At 46.8% G+C, this 16,807-nt stretch carries 18 protein-coding genes; all 18 read right to left on the bottom strand.

All coding sequences use genetic code 11. The features are described from left to right. Positions 1–26 precede the first annotated feature (26 nt). Positions 27–1,313 carry a 3-phosphoshikimate 1-carboxyvinyltransferase gene (aroA, locus tag AXI59_RS06650; RefSeq protein WP_061527714.1) on the bottom strand — a complete coding sequence of 429 codons (1,287 nt, stop codon included), beginning with the start codon at positions 1,311–1,313 and terminating at the stop codon, positions 27–29. A gap of 11 nt (positions 1,314–1,324) precedes the next feature. Further along, entirely contained in the window at positions 1,325–2,440 is a 1,116-nt protein-coding gene (locus tag AXI59_RS06645) for a prephenate dehydrogenase (RefSeq protein ID WP_061520961.1), read from the bottom strand. Positions 2,441–2,490: 50 nt separating this feature from the next. After that, positions 2,491–3,573, bottom strand: coding sequence for a histidinol-phosphate transaminase (gene hisC / locus AXI59_RS06640; RefSeq protein ID WP_061520960.1), 1,083 nt, complete (start codon positions 3,571–3,573; stop codon positions 2,491–2,493). An 11-nt stretch (positions 3,574–3,584) separates the two neighbouring features. Beyond that, positions 3,585–4,382, bottom strand: coding sequence for a tryptophan synthase subunit alpha (gene trpA, locus AXI59_RS06635; protein WP_061527713.1), 798 nt, complete (start codon positions 4,380–4,382; stop codon positions 3,585–3,587). Next, on the bottom strand, positions 4,375–5,577 hold the full coding sequence (trpB, locus tag AXI59_RS06630) for a tryptophan synthase subunit beta (protein ID WP_061527712.1): 1,203 nt from the start codon (positions 5,575–5,577) through the stop codon (positions 4,375–4,377). Before trpB ends, trpA begins: the two co-directional genes overlap by 8 nt. Then, a complete protein-coding gene (locus AXI59_RS06625) occupies positions 5,558–6,211 on the bottom strand; it encodes a phosphoribosylanthranilate isomerase (protein ID WP_061527711.1) in 654 nt (217 codons plus the stop codon). Before AXI59_RS06625 ends, trpB begins: the two co-directional genes overlap by 20 nt. Positions 6,212–6,215: 4 nt before the next feature. Beyond that, positions 6,216–6,968, bottom strand: a complete 753-nt coding sequence (gene trpC / locus AXI59_RS06620) for an indole-3-glycerol phosphate synthase TrpC (RefSeq protein ID WP_061527710.1) — start codon at positions 6,966–6,968, stop codon at positions 6,216–6,218. Next, on the bottom strand, positions 6,961–7,977 hold the full coding sequence (gene trpD, locus AXI59_RS06615) for an anthranilate phosphoribosyltransferase (RefSeq protein WP_061520955.1): 1,017 nt from the start codon (positions 7,975–7,977) through the stop codon (positions 6,961–6,963). The genes trpC and trpD overlap by 8 nt, the downstream gene beginning before the upstream one ends. Then, positions 7,949–9,496, bottom strand: coding sequence for an anthranilate synthase component I (gene trpE / locus AXI59_RS06610; protein WP_061527709.1), 1,548 nt, complete (start codon positions 9,494–9,496; stop codon positions 7,949–7,951). Before trpE ends, trpD begins: the two co-directional genes overlap by 29 nt. Before the next feature lie 225 nt (positions 9,497–9,721). Further along, positions 9,722–10,105 (bottom strand): chorismate mutase, encoded by a 384-nt coding sequence (aroH, locus tag AXI59_RS06605; RefSeq protein WP_061520953.1) that lies wholly within the window; start codon positions 10,103–10,105, stop codon positions 9,722–9,724. Next, positions 10,102–11,190 (bottom strand): 3-dehydroquinate synthase, encoded by a 1,089-nt coding sequence (gene aroB, locus AXI59_RS06600; RefSeq protein WP_061527708.1) that lies wholly within the window; start codon positions 11,188–11,190, stop codon positions 10,102–10,104. The genes aroH and aroB overlap by 4 nt, the downstream gene beginning before the upstream one ends. Then, complete coding sequence (aroC, locus tag AXI59_RS06595; RefSeq protein ID WP_061527707.1) at positions 11,190–12,362, bottom strand: chorismate synthase; 1,173 nt, start codon at positions 12,360–12,362, stop codon at positions 11,190–11,192. Before aroC ends, aroB begins: the two co-directional genes overlap by 1 nt. Before the next feature lie 70 nt (positions 12,363–12,432). Next, positions 12,433–13,203: a protein-glutamate O-methyltransferase gene (locus AXI59_RS06590; protein WP_061527706.1), complete on the bottom strand. Its 771-nt coding sequence runs from the start codon at positions 13,201–13,203 to the stop codon at positions 12,433–12,435. Between the two features lie 191 nt (positions 13,204–13,394). Continuing rightward, the gene (ndk, locus tag AXI59_RS06585; RefSeq protein WP_061520949.1) at positions 13,395–13,841 is read right to left on the bottom strand and encodes a nucleoside-diphosphate kinase; all 447 of its coding nucleotides are present in this window, start codon (positions 13,839–13,841) and stop codon (positions 13,395–13,397) included. Between the two features lie 118 nt (positions 13,842–13,959). Then, positions 13,960–14,922: a heptaprenyl diphosphate synthase component II gene (gene hepT, locus AXI59_RS06580; protein WP_061520948.1), complete on the bottom strand. Its 963-nt coding sequence runs from the start codon at positions 14,920–14,922 to the stop codon at positions 13,960–13,962. A gap of 27 nt (positions 14,923–14,949) precedes the next feature. Continuing rightward, positions 14,950–15,651: a demethylmenaquinone methyltransferase gene (gene menG, locus AXI59_RS06575; RefSeq protein WP_061527705.1), complete on the bottom strand. Its 702-nt coding sequence runs from the start codon at positions 15,649–15,651 to the stop codon at positions 14,950–14,952. Positions 15,652–15,656: 5 nt separating this feature from the next. Further along, a complete protein-coding gene (hepS, locus tag AXI59_RS06570; protein ID WP_061527704.1) occupies positions 15,657–16,412 on the bottom strand; it encodes a heptaprenyl diphosphate synthase component 1 in 756 nt (251 codons plus the stop codon). Between the two features lie 153 nt (positions 16,413–16,565). Further along, on the bottom strand, positions 16,566–16,793 hold the full coding sequence (gene mtrB / locus AXI59_RS06565) for a trp RNA-binding attenuation protein MtrB (RefSeq protein WP_061520945.1): 228 nt from the start codon (positions 16,791–16,793) through the stop codon (positions 16,566–16,568). Between the last annotated feature and the right edge of the window lie 14 nt (positions 16,794–16,807).

The following is a 16,807-nucleotide window of genomic DNA, read 5'->3' as shown; positions in this document are numbered from 1 at the left end:
ACTCTATGGGGTCAGTCCCATCATCTTCAGGCTTTTTTTGCTAATTGATTTAAATGCTCAAAAAATGTCGGGTAGGAGACATCAATCGCTTCTGTCTGTAAAATCTCAATCGGTTCCTGTGTCAGGCACGAAGCAATGCCGAGCATCATGCCGATCCGGTGATCACCGTGGCTTGATACGGCCGCACCGCCAGCGAGCGTTTTTTTGCCGTGTATTTTCATTCCGTCCTCGGTCGGCTCGATGTCCGCACCGATTTTACGAAGCTCTGATACGACTGTGTCAATCCGGTTCGTTTCTTTTACCTTCAGCTCTGCCGCATCTTTAATGATCGTCGTGCCTTCCGCCTGCGTTGCTAAAAGGGCAATAATCGGAATTTCGTCAATTAAGCGGGGAATAATCTCTCCGCCGATTTCCGCTGCTTTCAGAGCTGAGGATTCAATGATCAGATCTCCGTAAGGCTCCGCGCTTCCTGTTTCAGACGGAATGACTTCAAGCGCCGCTCCCATCTGCTGTAAAACGTCAATAATTCCCGTGCGGGTCGGGTTTAAACCGACATTTTTCAATACAATTCTGCTTTCGGGAACAATAGCCCCCGCTGTAAGGAAAAAGGCTGCCGAAGAAATATCGCCCGGCACGAAAATGTCAGCGGCCCGAAGTTCTTGTCCGCCTGTTACGGAAGCGCTCGTCTTTGTTTCAGACAGTTCAACGCCAAAAGCGTTCAGCATCCGTTCCGTATGGTCTCTTGATTTATGCGGCTCGGTAACGGTCGTCGTTCCCTCAGCCTGCAATCCGGCAAGGAGCACAGCCGATTTAATCTGTGCGCTGGCGACAGGCGATACGTATTCGATGCCGTTCAAATTTCCGCCCCGTACAGATAAAGGCGTAAATTCACCGCCCGCTCTTCCGTCAATTACGGCTCCCATCTGCTTTAAAGGCTCCGTAACCCGTTTCATCGGACGTTTTGCAATGCTTTCGTCGCCTGCCACCGCACTGTGAAAAGGGCGTCCGGCTAAAATGCCGAGCATCAGGCGGATCGTCGTACCTGAGTTTCCGACATCAAGAAGGCTGTCAGGCTCACAAAGAGCGTTTATGCCTTTCCCGTGTATCGTTACATCACTTCCGTTTTGCTCGATGGATACACCCATTTTTCTGAAGCAAGCGATGGTGCTGAGGCAATCAGCTCCAGGCAAAAAGTTTTTTACCGTTGTCTTTCCTTTTGCAAGCGCTCCGAACATAACAGAGCGGTGAGAAATGGATTTATCACCCGGAATATGAATTTCACCGTTTAAAGACAGCACTTTTTCTCTTTTCATTGTTTTCCACCTCAGTCAGCGTAAAATGTTTCGTAATTGGCGCGGTTTTGTATGCAGTTTTCGGCCCGCTTGCGGTCATCGTCAGTTTGGAAGCTGATTCTTAATATCCCGTTTATATCTTCTCTCGTTTCAATAATGCGGATATTGGTAATGCTGATATGTTCATCTGCCAATATCGCCGTAATTTCCGAGATCACTCCCGGGTGATCCGGTACATCAACGTAAAGATCATAAAACGACGGAATAGCGCCTTTTTGGCGCAGCGGCAGGCCGTCACGATAATCCTTCGCCTTTTTAAAGTAGCCGAACAGTTTGTCCGCATCTTCATTTTCTACGTATGATTCTATCGTGTCAATCTCACGTTTCCACTCTTTGAAGCGTTCAAGCAATTTTTCCTTGTTGTGCAAAAGAATGTCTCTCCACATGGCCGGACTGCTTGAGGCAATTCTCGTAATATCCCGGAATCCGCCGGCTGCGAACCGCTTCACAAGCGGGTAATCTTCTTCACAATGATGAGCCTGATGGACGAGGCTTGCAGCGACAATGTGAGGAAAATGGCTGATCACGCTTGTTACGCCGTCATGCTCCTCGGGCGTCATCTCAACAAAATGCGCATTTGTCGCTTTCAGCAGATCCTTCAGCTGCCCTACTGATTCTTTTGATGTTGATTGTCCGGGTGTTAAAATATAAAACGCATTTTCAAATAAAAACTCTTTCGCAGCAGCGGCGCCGGATTTATGGGACCCCGCCATCGGATGGCCGCCGACAAATTGATAATGAGGCGGCAGCACTTGATCGGCATAGCTGACGACTTTCTGTTTTGTGCTGCCCACATCTGTAATCAGCAGGTCGTGGCTGATGCCTGATGCCGCCAGCTTATCCAGCATGTGCAGCGTTTGGGTGACAGGCGTGGCAATAATGACGGCTGACGCTTTTTGCGCACCTTCTGTAAACGAATCCGCCCGTTCATCGATAATGCGCAGTTTCAGCGCGGCGGTAAGCTGTTCTTCTGATATATCTACGCCGATGATGCGTTTATGAGGGTGCTGCTTTTTTATGGCCAATGCGATAGACCCGCCGATCAGCCCTATCCCGGCAAGCAATATTGTATCCTTCATTTCATTCATTTCCTTATCACCTAATTTAATAGACTAAAGAGGTGACGCTAGATCACCTCTTATAATAACTCAGCTAAAATTGTCAGTATTTCCTCATTCTGCTCCTTCGTTCCGACCGTAATCCGGAGTGCAGTAGGAAATCCGAGCGCCTGTCCTGATCGAACGATATACCCCTTTTGAAGCAAGGCTTGAAACAGTTCATCCGCCGGACGGTTAAAATCAATGAGCACAAAGTTTGTTTGCGAAGGATAGCATGTTAGACCATGTGTTTCGGCAAAATCATAATACTGCTTCAAACCGGCTTTATTCTTTTCGACACAAGCTTCAATAAATGCCTGGTCGTCAAGCGCTGCAAGTGCTGAAGCCTGACCGATGCGGCTCGTATTAAACGGCTCTCTCGCAGGTTCGATCTGGCGGATCAAAGCCTCACTCGCGATTCCGTATCCGACGCGGAGCGCTGCAAGCCCGTATGCCTTAGAGAATGTGCGTAAAATCATCACATTCGGATATTGTTTTAAAAGCGGAATGCTCTCCGGGTAATCTTCCGCGGTGACATATTCGTAATACGCTTCATCGAGCACAACGAGAATATGCTCGGGCACCCGGTCTAAAAAGGAAATTAACTCTCCCTCAGACGTATACGTCCCCGTCGGATTATTCGGATTGCACACCCACACAACCTTTGTCTGTCCGTCAATCGCTTCAAGCATCTGATCCAAATCATGAGCGCCGTCAGAACGGAGCGGTATTTCACGCACCTCTGCGCCTTCTATGACCGCATTATGTCTGTACTGCGGGAACGTCGGAGCGGCAGTGATCGTGTTTGTTTGCCCGTGCAGGAAAGAGCGGCAGATAATTTGCACAAGCTCATCTGAACCGTTGCCGAAGATGATCGATGATTCACTGACCTGAAGATGCTCGCTCAGCCGTGTTCTCAGAGCGGCACTGTATCCGTCAGGGTACAGTGCCAGCTGCTCTATTTCCTGATGAAGCGCATCTTTAGCGGCTTGAGAACAGCCGAACGGATTTTCATTAGAGGCTAGTTTCACTATTTTTTCGAGCCCGTATTCACTTTTAACTTCTTCTATTGGTTTTCCCGGCTGATAAGGTTTCAGCTGCCGTATCTGTTCTTTGATCTGCAAATCCAGTCACCTCATTTTAAACTGTACAGACCGCCGAACGTCTTCGCATATTCTTCAAATTCAAGAAGCGCACCCTCTCTCGTTTCCGGATTCATAAGCCTGCTTTCAAGCTCTTCAATCTTTCTGACAAGCGCGCTGCCGACAACAACCCCGTCGCATATTTCATTCATCTCGGCAACCTGTTTGCGGCTTGAAATGCCAAAACCGACCGCCACCGGGACGGAGCTTAATTCCTTTACCTTGCGGATGAAGGAGTAAACAGACGGCTCGAATTCGCTGCGGACGCCGGTCACGCCTAAAGAAGATACACAATACACAAAGCCGCCGGCCTGTTCAGTAATTATTTTCAAACGGTTTTCACTCGTCGGAGCAACAAGCGAGATATAAGCGATGTTCTCCTGCCTGCATTTCTCCTGCAAAAGGGCGCTTTCCTCTAATGGAAGATCCGGTACAAGCAGACCGTCTATGTCGTTTTCCCGCAGTAAAGCGAAAAAGTATTCTTTATCTAATTGTAACACAGGATTATAATACGTAAAGAGGATAATTGGTATATGAACGCCGTTTTTTTTTATTTGGCCGCCAAGTTCAATTGCTTTCACGATATTCATTCCGTTACCCAGAGCCCGTTTGGAAGCCCGCTGAATGACGGGGCCGTCCGCGAGCGGATCTGTATATGCCACGCCGATTTCAAGGGCCGAGGCGCCGGCTTTTTGCAGTGATTTTGCCAGTTCAACCGAAATCTCAGGATGCGGATCGCCTGCTGTTATGAAAGGAATAAATAACTTCTCCGACGCTTTCAGATTAAACATGTGTACCCACCTCGTTTTTTAATACTTGCATCAGCGTATGAACGTCCTTGTCCCCTCTTCCCGATAAACTGACGAGAATGATTTGGTCCTTATCCATCTCTTTTGCCATTTCAAACGCTTTTGCCAGCGCATGTGCGGATTCAATCGCCGGCAGAATGCCTTCTTTTTCAGAAAGCAGGCGTAATGCAGCAATTGCTTCATCATCTGTCACGCCTTCATACTTCACACGCCCGCTCTTATGCAAAAAGGCGTGCTCCGGCCCGATGCCGGGATAATCAAGCCCCGCTGAAATGGAATACGGTTCTATGATTTGTCCGTATTCGTCCTGTATCAAATAGGTCATCGAACCGTGAATCACACCGAGCGTTCCTTTTGCAATCGTGGCCGCGTGCAGCGGCGTGTCAATTCCTTTTCCGGCCGCTTCGGCACCGACCAGTTCTGTATCCTCTTCTAAAAAGGCCTGAAAGATACCCATCGCATTGCTGCCTCCGCCGACACACGCGACCACCTTATCCGGAAGCGATCCTTCCATCTGCCGGAGCTGCTCTTTTGCTTCCGCGCCGATCATTTTCTGAAATTCTCGGACGATATACGGATACGGGTGCGGGCCGACTACAGAACCGATGAGGTAGAAATGGTCTTCACAATGCTGCACCCAATACCTGATGGCCTCATTTGTCGCATCCTTCAGCGTTCCGTTTCCGCTTGAAACCGGCACAACCTTTGCGCCGAGCAATTTCATCCGGAAGACGTTCAGCGACTGGCGCGCGACGTCCTCTTCCCCCATGAAAACCGTGCAGTCAAAACCGAATTTCGCAGCAACCGTTGCGGCAGCCACGCCGTGCTGGCCTGCACCTGTTTCAGCGATGATTTTTGTTTTGCCCATTTTTTCAGCTAGCAGAATCTGACCTAATGCGTTATTGATTTTGTGGGAACCCGTGTGATTTAAATCTTCTCTTTTCAGATAAATTTTAGCCCCTCCCAAATACTCCGACACCCGGTCGGCGAAGGTTAATGCCGTCGGCCTGCCGGAATAATCAAACAGCAATTTTTTATATTCGGCGTGAAAAGCCGGATCATTTTTTAATTCTTTGAAGGCTTTTTCGATTTCTTCCAGCGGCTGCATTAATGTTTCAGGGACAAATTTGCCTCCGAATTCGCCGTATCTTCCGATTTCATTTGGGTATGGATACATAATGGTTCATCCTTTCTTCTAAAAGCCGGATAAGTGTTTTATCCTTTTGTCCTTTTTTTTCAATTCCGCTTGCAAGGTCTATGCCGCCGGGTCGCCATTTGAGTAAATCGGTTATTGTTTCCGGATTGACGCCGCCTGCGATAAAACAGCGTTTTTTTGCATGCCGGGCCTGATTTCTGTATAAGGGGACACAATCCCATGAAAAGGTGATGCCGGTTCCGCCTCTCATTCCTTTTACGGAGGAATCAATGACATAGCCGTCAACTGCGCTTTCAAATTGTGTCATCTGCTGAAGCGTTCCTCCACGATGATGGAGCGCCTTCCATATCTCACAGCACACAAGCGGGCGAAGGCGGCGGGCATCTTCGGGTGATTCATCTCCATGCAGCTGAATGACATCGAGTGAGAGATCTGCTGCGATGCGCGCGATGTTTTCCGCCGTCTCATTGACAAAAACACCGACGCGTTTTTGATCTGTCTGAAACCGTCCGAACCATTCCTGTACGTCGCCTGGTGTGACTTTCCGTTTGCTTTCGGCAAAAATAAATCCGAGATAATCCGCTTGTGACAGCGCAGCAAGCTCATAATCACGCTCTGAGCGGATGCCGCAATATTTTAATTCAGGTTTTTCCACGTCCTCACTCTCCAAATAAGCGGCGGATCGCCTGCTGCTGCGAATCCTGTCTCATCAATGATTCTCCGATCAGAACAGCCTGCGCCCCGTGTTCCTTGACGAATTGCAGATCGTCTAAAGAGCCGATGCCGCTTTCGCTTATTAACAGACAGCCGTCCGGCACAAGCGCCGCTATTTTTTCCGTTTGAGCCACAGATGTTCGAAACGTTTTCAAGTCTCGGTTGTTAATGCCGAGTATCTCCGGCTGAAACACATTTAAAATCCGTTCAAGAGCTGCTTCGTCATGGACTTCAACGAGAACATCCATGCCCTTCTCCCGGGCCTCCGTGTAAAGCTCGTGAAGCTGTATGGGCTCCAGCACTTCTCCTATCAGCAATATAGCGTCGGCCCCGATCCGATATGATTCTTCCACCTGAACGGAATCGATAATAAAATCTTTTCTCAGCACAGGAAGAGAAACGGTCTGTTTGACGTCTGTCAAATATTGATTGTTCCCTTGAAAAAAACGGGTTTCCGTCAGGACAGAAAGCGCATCAGCCCTTGCCGCTTCGTAATCTGCCGCAATTGTTTCCGGGAAGAAATGCTCTTTGATCAGCCCTTTCGATGGCGAAGCTTTTTTCACCTCGGCGATTAACCCGATAAAACGGTTCGGATGGGCGAGCGCTTCTTTAAAGGAGCGCCGTTCGACATGACGGGTTTCAGGTAAGATAATTGATTTCATTTCTTCTTTTTTCTGTTTGATGATTTGATCAAGCATAGATTTCTTCCTCTTTCTGTTTCAGACGTTCAAGCTGCCTTTTGGCATTTCCGTTTTTAATCGTTTCCAGCGCAGCCTCTGTTCCTTCTTTCAGGCTGTTTGCAATGCCTGCGGTGTAGATCGCCGCGCCTGCATTTAAAGCTGTAATATGCAGAGCGGACGGGGAGCATCGATTTGCAAAAATATTCTGAATGAGGCTGGCGCTCTCTTCCGGTGACTGCACCTGAATATCCTTCAGGGAGCCTTTTTTTAAACCGAATTCTTCCGGTGATACGGTATATTCGCGCCGTTCTCCGTCTTTCAGCTCAATGACATCGGTCGGTGATGTGATTGACAGCTCATCTAACCCGTCATGGCCGGAAACGAGAAGCACGTGCCTTACATCAAATCGTTCCAGAGCGCTCGCCATCAGCCGCGCCTTTTCGGCCGAGTAGACTCCGATCACCTGCCGCTTTGCCTGCAACGGATTGCTGAGCGGGCCGAGCAGATTAAAAACGGTTCTGAAGCCAAGCTCTTTTCTCGCAGCGGCTACGTGTTTCATAGACGAATGGAACAGCGGAGCAAATAGAAATCCCATCTGTTTCGTCTGAATGCTCCGTTTGACGCTGTCAGGAGTGGCTTGAAACGATACCCCTAGTTTTTCCAGAACATCCGCACTTCCGCTCTTAGACGAGACTGAGCGGTTTCCATGCTTGGCAATTTTGGCTCCGGCTGCCGAGGCCGTGATGGCGGCTGCGGTTGATATGTTAAACGTAGAAAGTCCGTCTCCCCCGGTCCCGCACGTATCAACGACGTCCGGCAAGCCTTCCGCCGTCCGGGCCTGGGCGTGCATGACTTTTACAAACCCCGCAAGCTCATCTGCGGTTTCGCCGCGGTGGGCTAAAACGGATAATATCCCGCCTATCTCCGGCTGACTCATTTCTCCGTTCATCATCATCTCCATCAGCTGCTCCGCCTCATCAGCGGCAAGTGTGCTTCCGTTAACGCATCGCTGCAGAAATTTGTTCATCCGGCTTCTCCTCCCTGCCTGAAAAGATGTCTTCGGCGATTTGAATCGTTTTTAAGAGCGCACCCGCTTTATTGCAGCTCTCTTCATATTCGGCTTCTGGGACAGAATCAGCTACGATCCCTGCACCCGCTTGAATGGACGCTGTACCGTTTTTGACACTCATTGTGCGTATCGTGATACATGAATCAATCGAACCGTCAAACCCGATATAAGCGATACATCCGCCATATGTTTCCCGGGGTGTCGGCTCCAGTTCATGTAAAAGCTGCATCGCACGTATTTTCGGAGCGCCCGTGAGCGTGCCTGCCGGAAATGCAGACATCAGCGCGTCAACAGGATGGATGCCTTGTTTTAAGCGGCCGGTCACAATCGAAATGATGTGCATTACATGGGAGAAGGACACGATTTTCGTGAATTCAGGCACGGATACTGAACCGTACTCTGCCACTCTGCCGATATCATTGCGCGCAAGATCTACGAGCATATAATGTTCGGCCTTTTCCTTTTCGTCATTCATCAGCTCTCTTTTCAGGCGCTCATCCTCTTTTTTTCCGGCTCCTCTTTTCCTCGTTCCGGCGATCGGATGGATTTCCAAGTGCCTGTCATGCACGCGGATTAAACGCTCGGGCGAACTGCCCACGATGTCCCTGTCCGGCAGTTTTATATAATACATATAAGGCGACGGATTGACGATTCGCAGCACCCTGTACAGCTCAAACGAATTTCGCGATACCGGTATCTCGAACTTCTGTGAAAGAACGCCTTGAAAAATGTCTCCCGCTTTTATATATTCTTTTAGTTTGCGGACATCTGCCATAAACTCTTCTTTCTGATAATTGGAAGAGACGTTTGCAAAGCTTGGGGTGTCATAGGCTTCTTTTGAAAAAAACAGCTCTTTCACGCTTTTCGGTTCTGTTAATGTGTCAAACAGCTGCTGAAGTTCTGTGCAATTCTCTTTAAAAACAGCCCGTTTTTTTTCGTCTGTCTCTTGTCCGTTAAGCGATGCATATTGAATAAAATGCACTTGTTTCGTTTCGTGATCGTACGCAATGATTTTCCGGCAGACAAACAGCATACATTTTTCCAAATCCGTTTCTTTTGCGTGGCTTGGCACTGAAGGCTCTATAAGCGGTATCATGTCATAACTCAAGTAACCGACGGCTCCGCCTGAAAATGGGATGTCGATATCGGGAATTTTAATGAGAAAGCTTTCATTCATCCAGTCAAGTACCTCTTTTAATTCGCCGGCCGTAAAAAGCGTATGGCCTTTTGAATCGGCAGCGGTGAACTCGTTATCACTCTCTTTAATTGTGATAAACGGATCAAGGCCGATAAAGGAATATCTTGACCAGCTTGACGTATCATCCTTACTTTCCAGCAGATACGTAATGTTCCTGTCCAGTTTTTCTACCATTTGGATGGGTGTGATCGTGTCAACCGTAAATGTCTCTACGATCGGAATGGTGCGGTGTGTCAGACTGTCCTTTAAAAATAAGGAAACATCCGATTGTATGTTCATGCTTCTCCTCCTTACGGGAAGGAGAATGAGATGAAGAGTGAGAGGGATCGTACGTATAAAAAATAAACCCAAAAGAAAGGCTTCTTTTGGGCAGAATAAAGACTAGTTTATCTCAGCTCAGGCTAAACTCATTCTCTGCTACCCTATTCTAAACTCAGCTGTTTCATGGTCTTGCTTTTGCTTTTATACACACTCCTGTGTATTTCTAAAGCTTTGTTTATCGTATTACAATTCAGCATTTTTTGTCAATGATAAATCTGGCCTTAACACAACGGCTTTTTCTAAATATACATGCCTGATCTCATCTTGAGGCGTATCCGTCTGAACGGTCATCATGACCCGAATACATTTTTTCAGGCCGCCGTTCACGTCCATTTCCTGCATGCACGTCACCGGCACATACTGCCAGCCGGAAAGGCGCCGAACCGCTTTAGCCGGAAAAACAGAATGAAGATCGGGAGTGGCAGATAGCAGTATTTGCACAACGTCTTCTGCCTTTGTTTGATTTTCCTCAATGATTTTTTCAAGCAGCTGCTGCGTTTTTTCTAAAATTTCCTGTTCGGTGTCATGTTCAACCGTCGTTGCTCCGCGAATGCCGCGTATCATCATGCTGTCTCCTCCATTCGCCACTTGTTCAGCCAATTTTCCAGCTCATCTCTTGAAAGCATAAGGTCTCCTGCTTTGCCTAATTCCTTTAAGACAATGAACTGGATCATGCCTCCGCGCGTTTTTTTATCATTCATCATCCGGCCGGAAAGAACAGACGTTTCGATATCTTTTCTGATGGTGCCGGGATAGCCGAGCCCTCTCAGCCACTCTGTGAGCCTTTTTCTGTCCATTCGGCATCCAACAGCCTGTTCACTTACAAAAAGAGCAAACTGCATGCCTAGGGCTACGGCATCTCCATGTGTGATTTGACCGTACCCGTATTCGGCTTCAATGGCGTGGCCGAGTGTATGCCCGAAATTCAAGAAAGCTCTGATTCCCTCTTCCTTTTCGTCCTCATGCACAACGGCAGATTTAATAGAAATGCCTTTATAAATCATCTCATTTAAATCATCGCTTGTCAGTCCGTTTAATGTTTGAAGCCCAAGAAGCTGCTCTAAAAAAACGTGATCGGCAATAAGCGCATGTTTAATCACTTCGGCCATACCTGATCTCAGTTCTTGTTCCGGCAATGTTTGTAAAAGCTCTGTATCATAAATCACCGCTTTCGGCTGATAAAACGCGCCGATTAAATTCTTTCCGAGCTTATGATTTACAGCCACCTTGCCCCCAACCGCACTATCATGGGCAAGCAGCGTCGTCGGCATTTGAATAAAATCAATTCCGCGCATAAAAGTCGCTGCGCAAAAACCTGCTAAATCACCCGTGACACCGCCTCCGAATGCGATCATACACGAGGAGCGGTCCATATGAAAAGAAATGGCTTCCGTTTGAATCCGTTCATACATTTCCATGGACTTCGCTTCTTCACCGCTCGGCACGATGACTTTTTTTACGGGCCATTTTTCGCTTAAGAGCTGATACATATCATCGCCGTACAGGCGGTCGACTTCAGCATCTGTCACAAGTAAAATTTTCGTCATCGGCCTGTTCAGTGAAGTCAAAAATGCAGCGGCCTGTTTTCTTATGCCTTCACCGATATAAACGGGATACGATGAGGAAGCAGTCCGTACCTCAAGCTCTTTCATCAGAATTCCCTCGACAGTTTTCTCATGTTTTCTACATTTTCTTTAATGCGGTCGATTTGGTCCAGGCCAAATTGTTCCACGACGGCATTGGCTATTTCCCAGGCCACTGCTGCTTCTGCCACTACGCTTGCTGCGGGAACTGCGCAGCTGTCTGAACGCTCAATGCTTGCAGAAAACGGCTCTTTCGTTTCAATATCAACGCTTTTCAGCGGTTTGTACAAGGTCGGGATCGGCTTCATGACACCGCGGACGACAATCGGCATTCCTGTCGTCATACCGCCTTCCAACCCGCCAAGACGGTTTGTCGCACGCGTATAGCCTTTTTCCTCGTCCCAAATGATTTCATCATGAACGTCACTGCCGTTTTTGCCGGCCGCTTCAAAGCCGATGCCAAATTCAACGCCCTTAAATGCATTAATGGACAAGACGGCCGCGGCAAGCTTACTGTCAAGCTTGCGGTCGTAGTGAACGTAGCTGCCGACGCCGACAGGCATGCCTTCGACAATTACCTCTACGATTCCGCCGATTGAGTCACCGTTTGCTTTCGCTTCATCTATAGCCGCCATCATTTTACGGCCCGCTTCTTCATCGTAGCATCTGACCGGTGATTCCTCGGTTACCCGCTGCAAGTCTTCGATTGACGTGTAATCGGTTTTTTCAGCTTTCACCCCGCCTATTTCCAAAACGTGTCCGGCCACTGTAATGCCAAGCTCCGACAGAATTTTTTTTGCGACAGCGCCGGCAGCCACTCGAACCGTTGTTTCACGCGCGGAAGATCGTTCTAACACATTTCTCATATCACGGTGATTATACTTAATAGCGCCGTTCAAATCTGCGTGCCCCGGTCTCGGTCTTGAAATTTGCCGCTTCATTTCACTTTCTTCTTCTTTTGTAATCGGAGCGGCGCCCATGATTTTTGTCCAATGGGTCCAGTCCTTATTTTCCACGACAAGCGCAATCGGTGAACCCAGAGTCCGGGCATGACGCACCCCGCTCATGATTTTAGCCTGATCCGTCTCGATCTGCATGCGGCGGCCGCGGCCGTGGCCTTTTTGGCGTCTGGCAAGCTCAAAATTAATATCTTCCTCAGTTATATAAAGCCCTGCAGGCACACCTTCAATAATTGTCGTCAGTTGAGGGCCGTGTGATTCACCGGCTGTTAAATATCTCATTCCTTCTTCTCCCTTCATCGCATTAACGCTTTTAAGTAGAACTATACCACAAGTTTTCATAAAAAGTCTTCTATCTTTTTTGATAAAAAAACGTATCCGTGCTCTCAAGCCCGAATTTCTCCGGATTAAAAATCTGTTCTGTGCTGCCGACAAATAAAATGCCGTTCTTCTTCAAGCTGTCCGCCATTTTCACATACAGCTCTTCTTTCGCTTTTTCAGTGAAATAAATAAAGACGTTGCGGCAGACAATCAGGTCAAAATCCTGCTCATAGGTGTCTGCAAGCAAATTGTGCCGCTTAAAGCGAATGTTTTTTTGGATCTCCTGTTTTACTTGATAGCTGTTATCGGCCTGTTTCATGAAATACCGGTTTTTTACGGAAGTCGGCACCTCTTGAAGCGAACGTTCCTGATAGATTCCTTGCTTTGCTTTACTGAGCGCTTTTTCATCTATATCAGTCGCCAATATTTGAAAGCCGGGAAGCTCCTTCTGCTGATCGAGAATCATAGCCAAAGTATAGGGCTCTTCCCCCGTTGAGCAGGCCGCACTCCATATTTTTAACGGCTTATTTTGTTTTAATAACGGAAGAATTGATGTTTCAAGAACTTCCCACCTCTTATAATTACGGTAAAATTCAGAAACATTAATCGTCATTCTGTCTAATGTTTCATTCAATAAGAGCTTGTCTTTTTCAAGAGCTTCGGCAAATTCCTGAAAATCTTTGAACCCCTTTTTTTCATAAAGTGAAGTCAGCCTTCTTTTCATTTGCGCTTCTTTGTATAAAGATAGATCAACGCCAGTCATTTTTTTCCACTTGGTAATAAAAACCTCATATGCCTCCATTGCTTCTCTCCCAATCTCGCTGTCTTTTGTCCTAGTATAGCCTGTTTTCTTTCTAAATTGTACGATTTCAATAAAAAAATCAGCCGGCTGGCTGATTTATGAAAAACAAAAAAGACAGAGTATCACTGACTCTGTCCTTCACGAAAATTGTAAACCTTTACATAAAACATAAAAAGAAAAGCCGTTATGGCTTAGTACACCCAGTCGGCCAGTAATTTTTGATATGGCACAAGCTCTTCTTGCTTAAAGAAAATTTGAATTTCACGCTCAGCGCTTTCTAAAGAATCAGAGCCGTGAATAATATTTTTGCCGACAAACATCCCGAAGTCTCCACGGATTGTGCCCGGCAGCGCTTCTTTCGGGTTTGTTTTTCCGATCAGCTGTCTTGTGATGTCAATGACATTTTCGCCTTCCCATACCATCGCAAATACAGGACCTGACGTAATGAACTCCACAAGCTCACCGAAAAACGGTTTCCCTTTATGTTCAGCATAATGATTTTCAGCCATTTGTTCAGAAACCGACATCAGCTTGGCTCCTGCCAATTGTAAGCCCTTACGTTCAAATCTGGATAAAATTTCTCCGATCAGCTGGCGCTGTACGCCGTCCGGTTTTACCATGATAAAAGTTTTTTCCATAAGATTCTCCACCCCATCATTATGTATAGGCTTTCAAGTTGCACACCGAAATCGTAACATCTTTCTGACAATTAATCAATCCAGGGCGGAGAAAGTTCACATCTTGTTCGTAAAGGACTTAAAATTTCCGTTTGCCGATATATTTTGCGATCGCGGCCAATGAAGAACGGGCCCGGCCTCTCGGCAATGTATTCAGCTGCTCGAACGCTTTTTTTAAATATCTTTCACTGACAGCCATTGATTTTTCAATTGCGTCCGTCCGTTTAATATTTTCAATGATCGGCGCGAGCTGCTCCTGCGTTGTCTCGCTGTTAATTAACTTCAGCTGATTTTTCAATTCAGGCTGATGCAGCGCGTACAGAACAGGCAAGGTGACATTTCCTTGCAGCAGATCTCCTCCGACGGGTTTTCCCAGCTCTTCTTCAGTTGATGTGAAATCAAGAATATCATCAATGATTTGATAGGACATTCCCACATAATAGCCGAACCAATATAATGCTTTATGAATCTTTTCATCGGCACCCGAGGCAATTGCGCCAAGCTGGCAGCTGACGGCGATGAGAAGAGCCGTTTTTCGTTTGATGCGGCGCAAATAGGTTCTGAGGTTTTGTTCCATATTGTATTTGTCTTTGATTTGCTCAATTTCTCCGAGGCATACTTCTACGATGGTTTTGGACAGGATCCGATGGGCTTTCGGCTCATCTAATCTCGTCATCATTTCAAGCGAACCGGCAAGCATGTAATCACCGGTGTACATGGCAATGCGATTGTCCCATTTGGCTTTAATAGTCGGTTTTCCCCTCCGCAGTTCGGCGTCATCAATGACGTCGTCGTGAACAAGCGATGCCATATGAATCATTTCCAGCGTCACTGCGACATATTTGATTTTATTAATGTCATAGTCGCCAAACATGCCGGAAAGCAATACGAAAACAGGGCGGATCCGCTTGCCCCCTGCCTGCAGCAAATGAAGCCCCGCTTCGCTTAACAGGGGATAATCAGACCGTACCGTTTGCTCAAGCTCCCTTTCAATCACATCAATATCGTCATTTAAAAAAGAATAGGCCATTTTAAATTTCATATCATTCACCCAAACATCTGTTATTCATCATTTCCATCCGATATGTGTAGCAGCCACGCCGCCGGTAAACGGATGGTATTTGACATTCGTCAGGCCCGCTTCTTCAAACAGGCGCGCAAGCTCTTTCATACCGGGAAATTCTCTTGCCGATTCTTGAAGCCAAGAATATTCTTTGTAGCTTTTCGCAAACATCTTTCCGAAAAAAGGCATAATATACTTAAAGTACATAAAGTAAGCCTGTCTGAAGCCGAACATTTCCGGCTGGGATGTTTCCAGGCACACCACTTGGCCGCCCGGTTTGACCACGCGCCGCATTTCCTTCAGCACTGTCAGATAATCAGGGACGTTCCGCAAGCCGAAACCGATGGTGACAAAATCAAATGAATCATCTTCGAAAGGAAGCTCCATCGCGTTTCCGTGCAGCAGCTCAATTTGGCTGAAACCGCCCTCTTTTACTTTTTTTTCACCGATGCTCAGCATATTTTTACTGAAATCCAGTCCCTTTACTTCGCCGCTTTTCCCGGCCGCTTTCGCAAGGGCAATCGTCCAGTCAGCCGTTCCGCAGCAGACATCGAGCGCTTTGGCGCCTTCTTTCACATTCATGATCTGCATCGTTTTATCGCGCCATTTTTTGTGCTGCTGAAAACTGATGACAGAGTTCATTTGGTCATAGTTTTTATAAATTTTTTCAAATACGCCGTGTACCCGCTGTTCTTTTGACTCCTGCATGATGGTTACCCTTCTTCCACTTTCTGATGATAAGTTTTGTCTTGGCTGATTGTTTTAAGCCGGTTCAGCAATAGATTTTGAATAGGTGAATTGAGCGGCAGCAGCGTTTCAATGCTCTGCTTTGCTTTTGTAAAGCTTTCTTCCAGTATTTCAGCCTTTGTTTTTCCTGACTTTACAATATTGCCGATTACATCGAGAAATATAGCATTGCCGTTCATCAGCCGCTTATATACAAAAAAATCACTCGCCAGCCTTTTCCAGCGCGGAAGATTGAAGTGGTCTGACACTCTGTGAAACAGCGCCGCTTCCACAATCGCCATGCTTTCGATCAATTGGTTCATGTCATTGACAGACCGATCGTACAGACGGATTTTATGCTCATTGATCTCTTTAATTGCCGTTGCGAGCGTCCGAATCATGTAGATATCCTTCATTTCAGATAAAAGCGAATAGTACAGTCCGCTGAAATAGTCTCCGGCAAGCACGGTCAGCTGCCGATTTTTATTTTCATCTCGCTTTAACGCTCTGGCTGTTGTCACTTCATCGTGGGTATCAAGGGCGCTTTGGACAAGCATCGCAGTTACTATATAATTTTCTCTGTCGTTATTCTTAATGTCCGCTTCTTCAAACAAAGCGTGAAAAAGAAGAAGTTTATCTTCATCGATTTTAGGCGCAGAAATATGTTTCGCTAAATAAGGATGAGACAGCTTTTGTTTCAATTTCGTATTCAAATTTGCTAAAGTTCCGTAGATGTCTTGCAAAAATATCACCCTTGTCCCCAAATTCACATTTATTCTAATATGTATGAGATTTACTCGTTATTATACGCACGTACCATTATAGCACAAAAAAAAGAAATTGGCTGTATTCTCCCGCTGTTTGCGAGCATTGTGCAGCAGCGGGAAACAGCCAGCTTATTTTTTTTCGCTTTTCATTTCTCCGTAAGCGGTTTGGATGAGGGCGTTGCCTCTCACTTTAATGGCGGACGTATGCTCAGTAAATTGAGCGATGATCACTTCACCTTTGTCCAGTTTTTCGGAATGGTGAAACTTCGTATCTGTTCCTCTCGTTAAACCGATGACGTTCACGCCGTCCTCGACCGCTTTAATGACGACAAAATCATTTGAATGCTTTGAATTCATATCGGCACCCTCTA

The organism is Bacillus nakamurai (assembly GCF_001584325.1).
Lineage (GTDB): Bacteria > Bacillota > Bacilli > Bacillales > Bacillaceae > Bacillus > Bacillus nakamurai.
This window is presented reverse-complemented; position numbering and strand designations above follow the sequence as displayed.

Excerpts from the sequence above, each read along its gene's own strand:
- aroA (WP_061527714.1), bottom strand. The coding sequence starts at position 1,313 with ATGAAAAGAGAAAAAGTGCTGTCTTTAAACGGTGAAATTCATATTCCG.
- AXI59_RS06645 (WP_061520961.1), bottom strand. The coding sequence starts at position 2,440 with ATGAATGAAATGAAGGATACAATATTGCTTGCCGGGATAGGGCTGATC.
- trpA (WP_061527713.1), bottom strand. The coding sequence starts at position 4,382 with ATGTTTAATCTGAAAGCGTCGGAGAAGTTATTTATTCCTTTCATAACA.
- trpB (WP_061527712.1), bottom strand. The coding sequence starts at position 5,577 with ATGTATCCATACCCAAATGAAATCGGAAGATACGGCGAATTCGGAGGC.
- trpC (WP_061527710.1), bottom strand. The coding sequence starts at position 6,968 with ATGCTTGATCAAATCATCAAACAGAAAAAAGAAGAAATGAAATCAATT.
- trpD (WP_061520955.1), bottom strand. The coding sequence starts at position 7,977 with ATGAACAAATTTCTGCAGCGATGCGTTAACGGAAGCACACTTGCCGCT.
- trpE (WP_061527709.1), bottom strand. The coding sequence starts at position 9,496 with ATGAACATACAATCGGATGTTTCCTTATTTTTAAAGGACAGTCTGACA.
- aroH (WP_061520953.1), bottom strand. The coding sequence starts at position 10,105 with ATGATGATACGCGGCATTCGCGGAGCAACGACGGTTGAACATGACACC.
- aroB (WP_061527708.1), bottom strand. The coding sequence starts at position 11,190 with ATGAAAGAGCTTGAGGTACGGACTGCTTCCTCATCGTATCCCGTTTAT.
- aroC (WP_061527707.1), bottom strand. The coding sequence starts at position 12,362 with ATGAGATATTTAACAGCCGGTGAATCACACGGCCCTCAACTGACGACA.
- AXI59_RS06590 (WP_061527706.1), bottom strand. The coding sequence starts at position 13,203 with ATGGAGGCATATGAGGTTTTTATTACCAAGTGGAAAAAAATGACTGGC.
- ndk (WP_061520949.1), bottom strand. The coding sequence starts at position 13,841 with ATGGAAAAAACTTTTATCATGGTAAAACCGGACGGCGTACAGCGCCAG.
- hepT (WP_061520948.1), bottom strand. The coding sequence starts at position 14,922 with ATGAAATTTAAAATGGCCTATTCTTTTTTAAATGACGATATTGATGTG.
- menG (WP_061527705.1), bottom strand. The coding sequence starts at position 15,651 with ATGCAGGAGTCAAAAGAACAGCGGGTACACGGCGTATTTGAAAAAATT.
- mtrB (WP_061520945.1), bottom strand. The coding sequence starts at position 16,793 with ATGAATTCAAAGCATTCAAATGATTTTGTCGTCATTAAAGCGGTCGAG.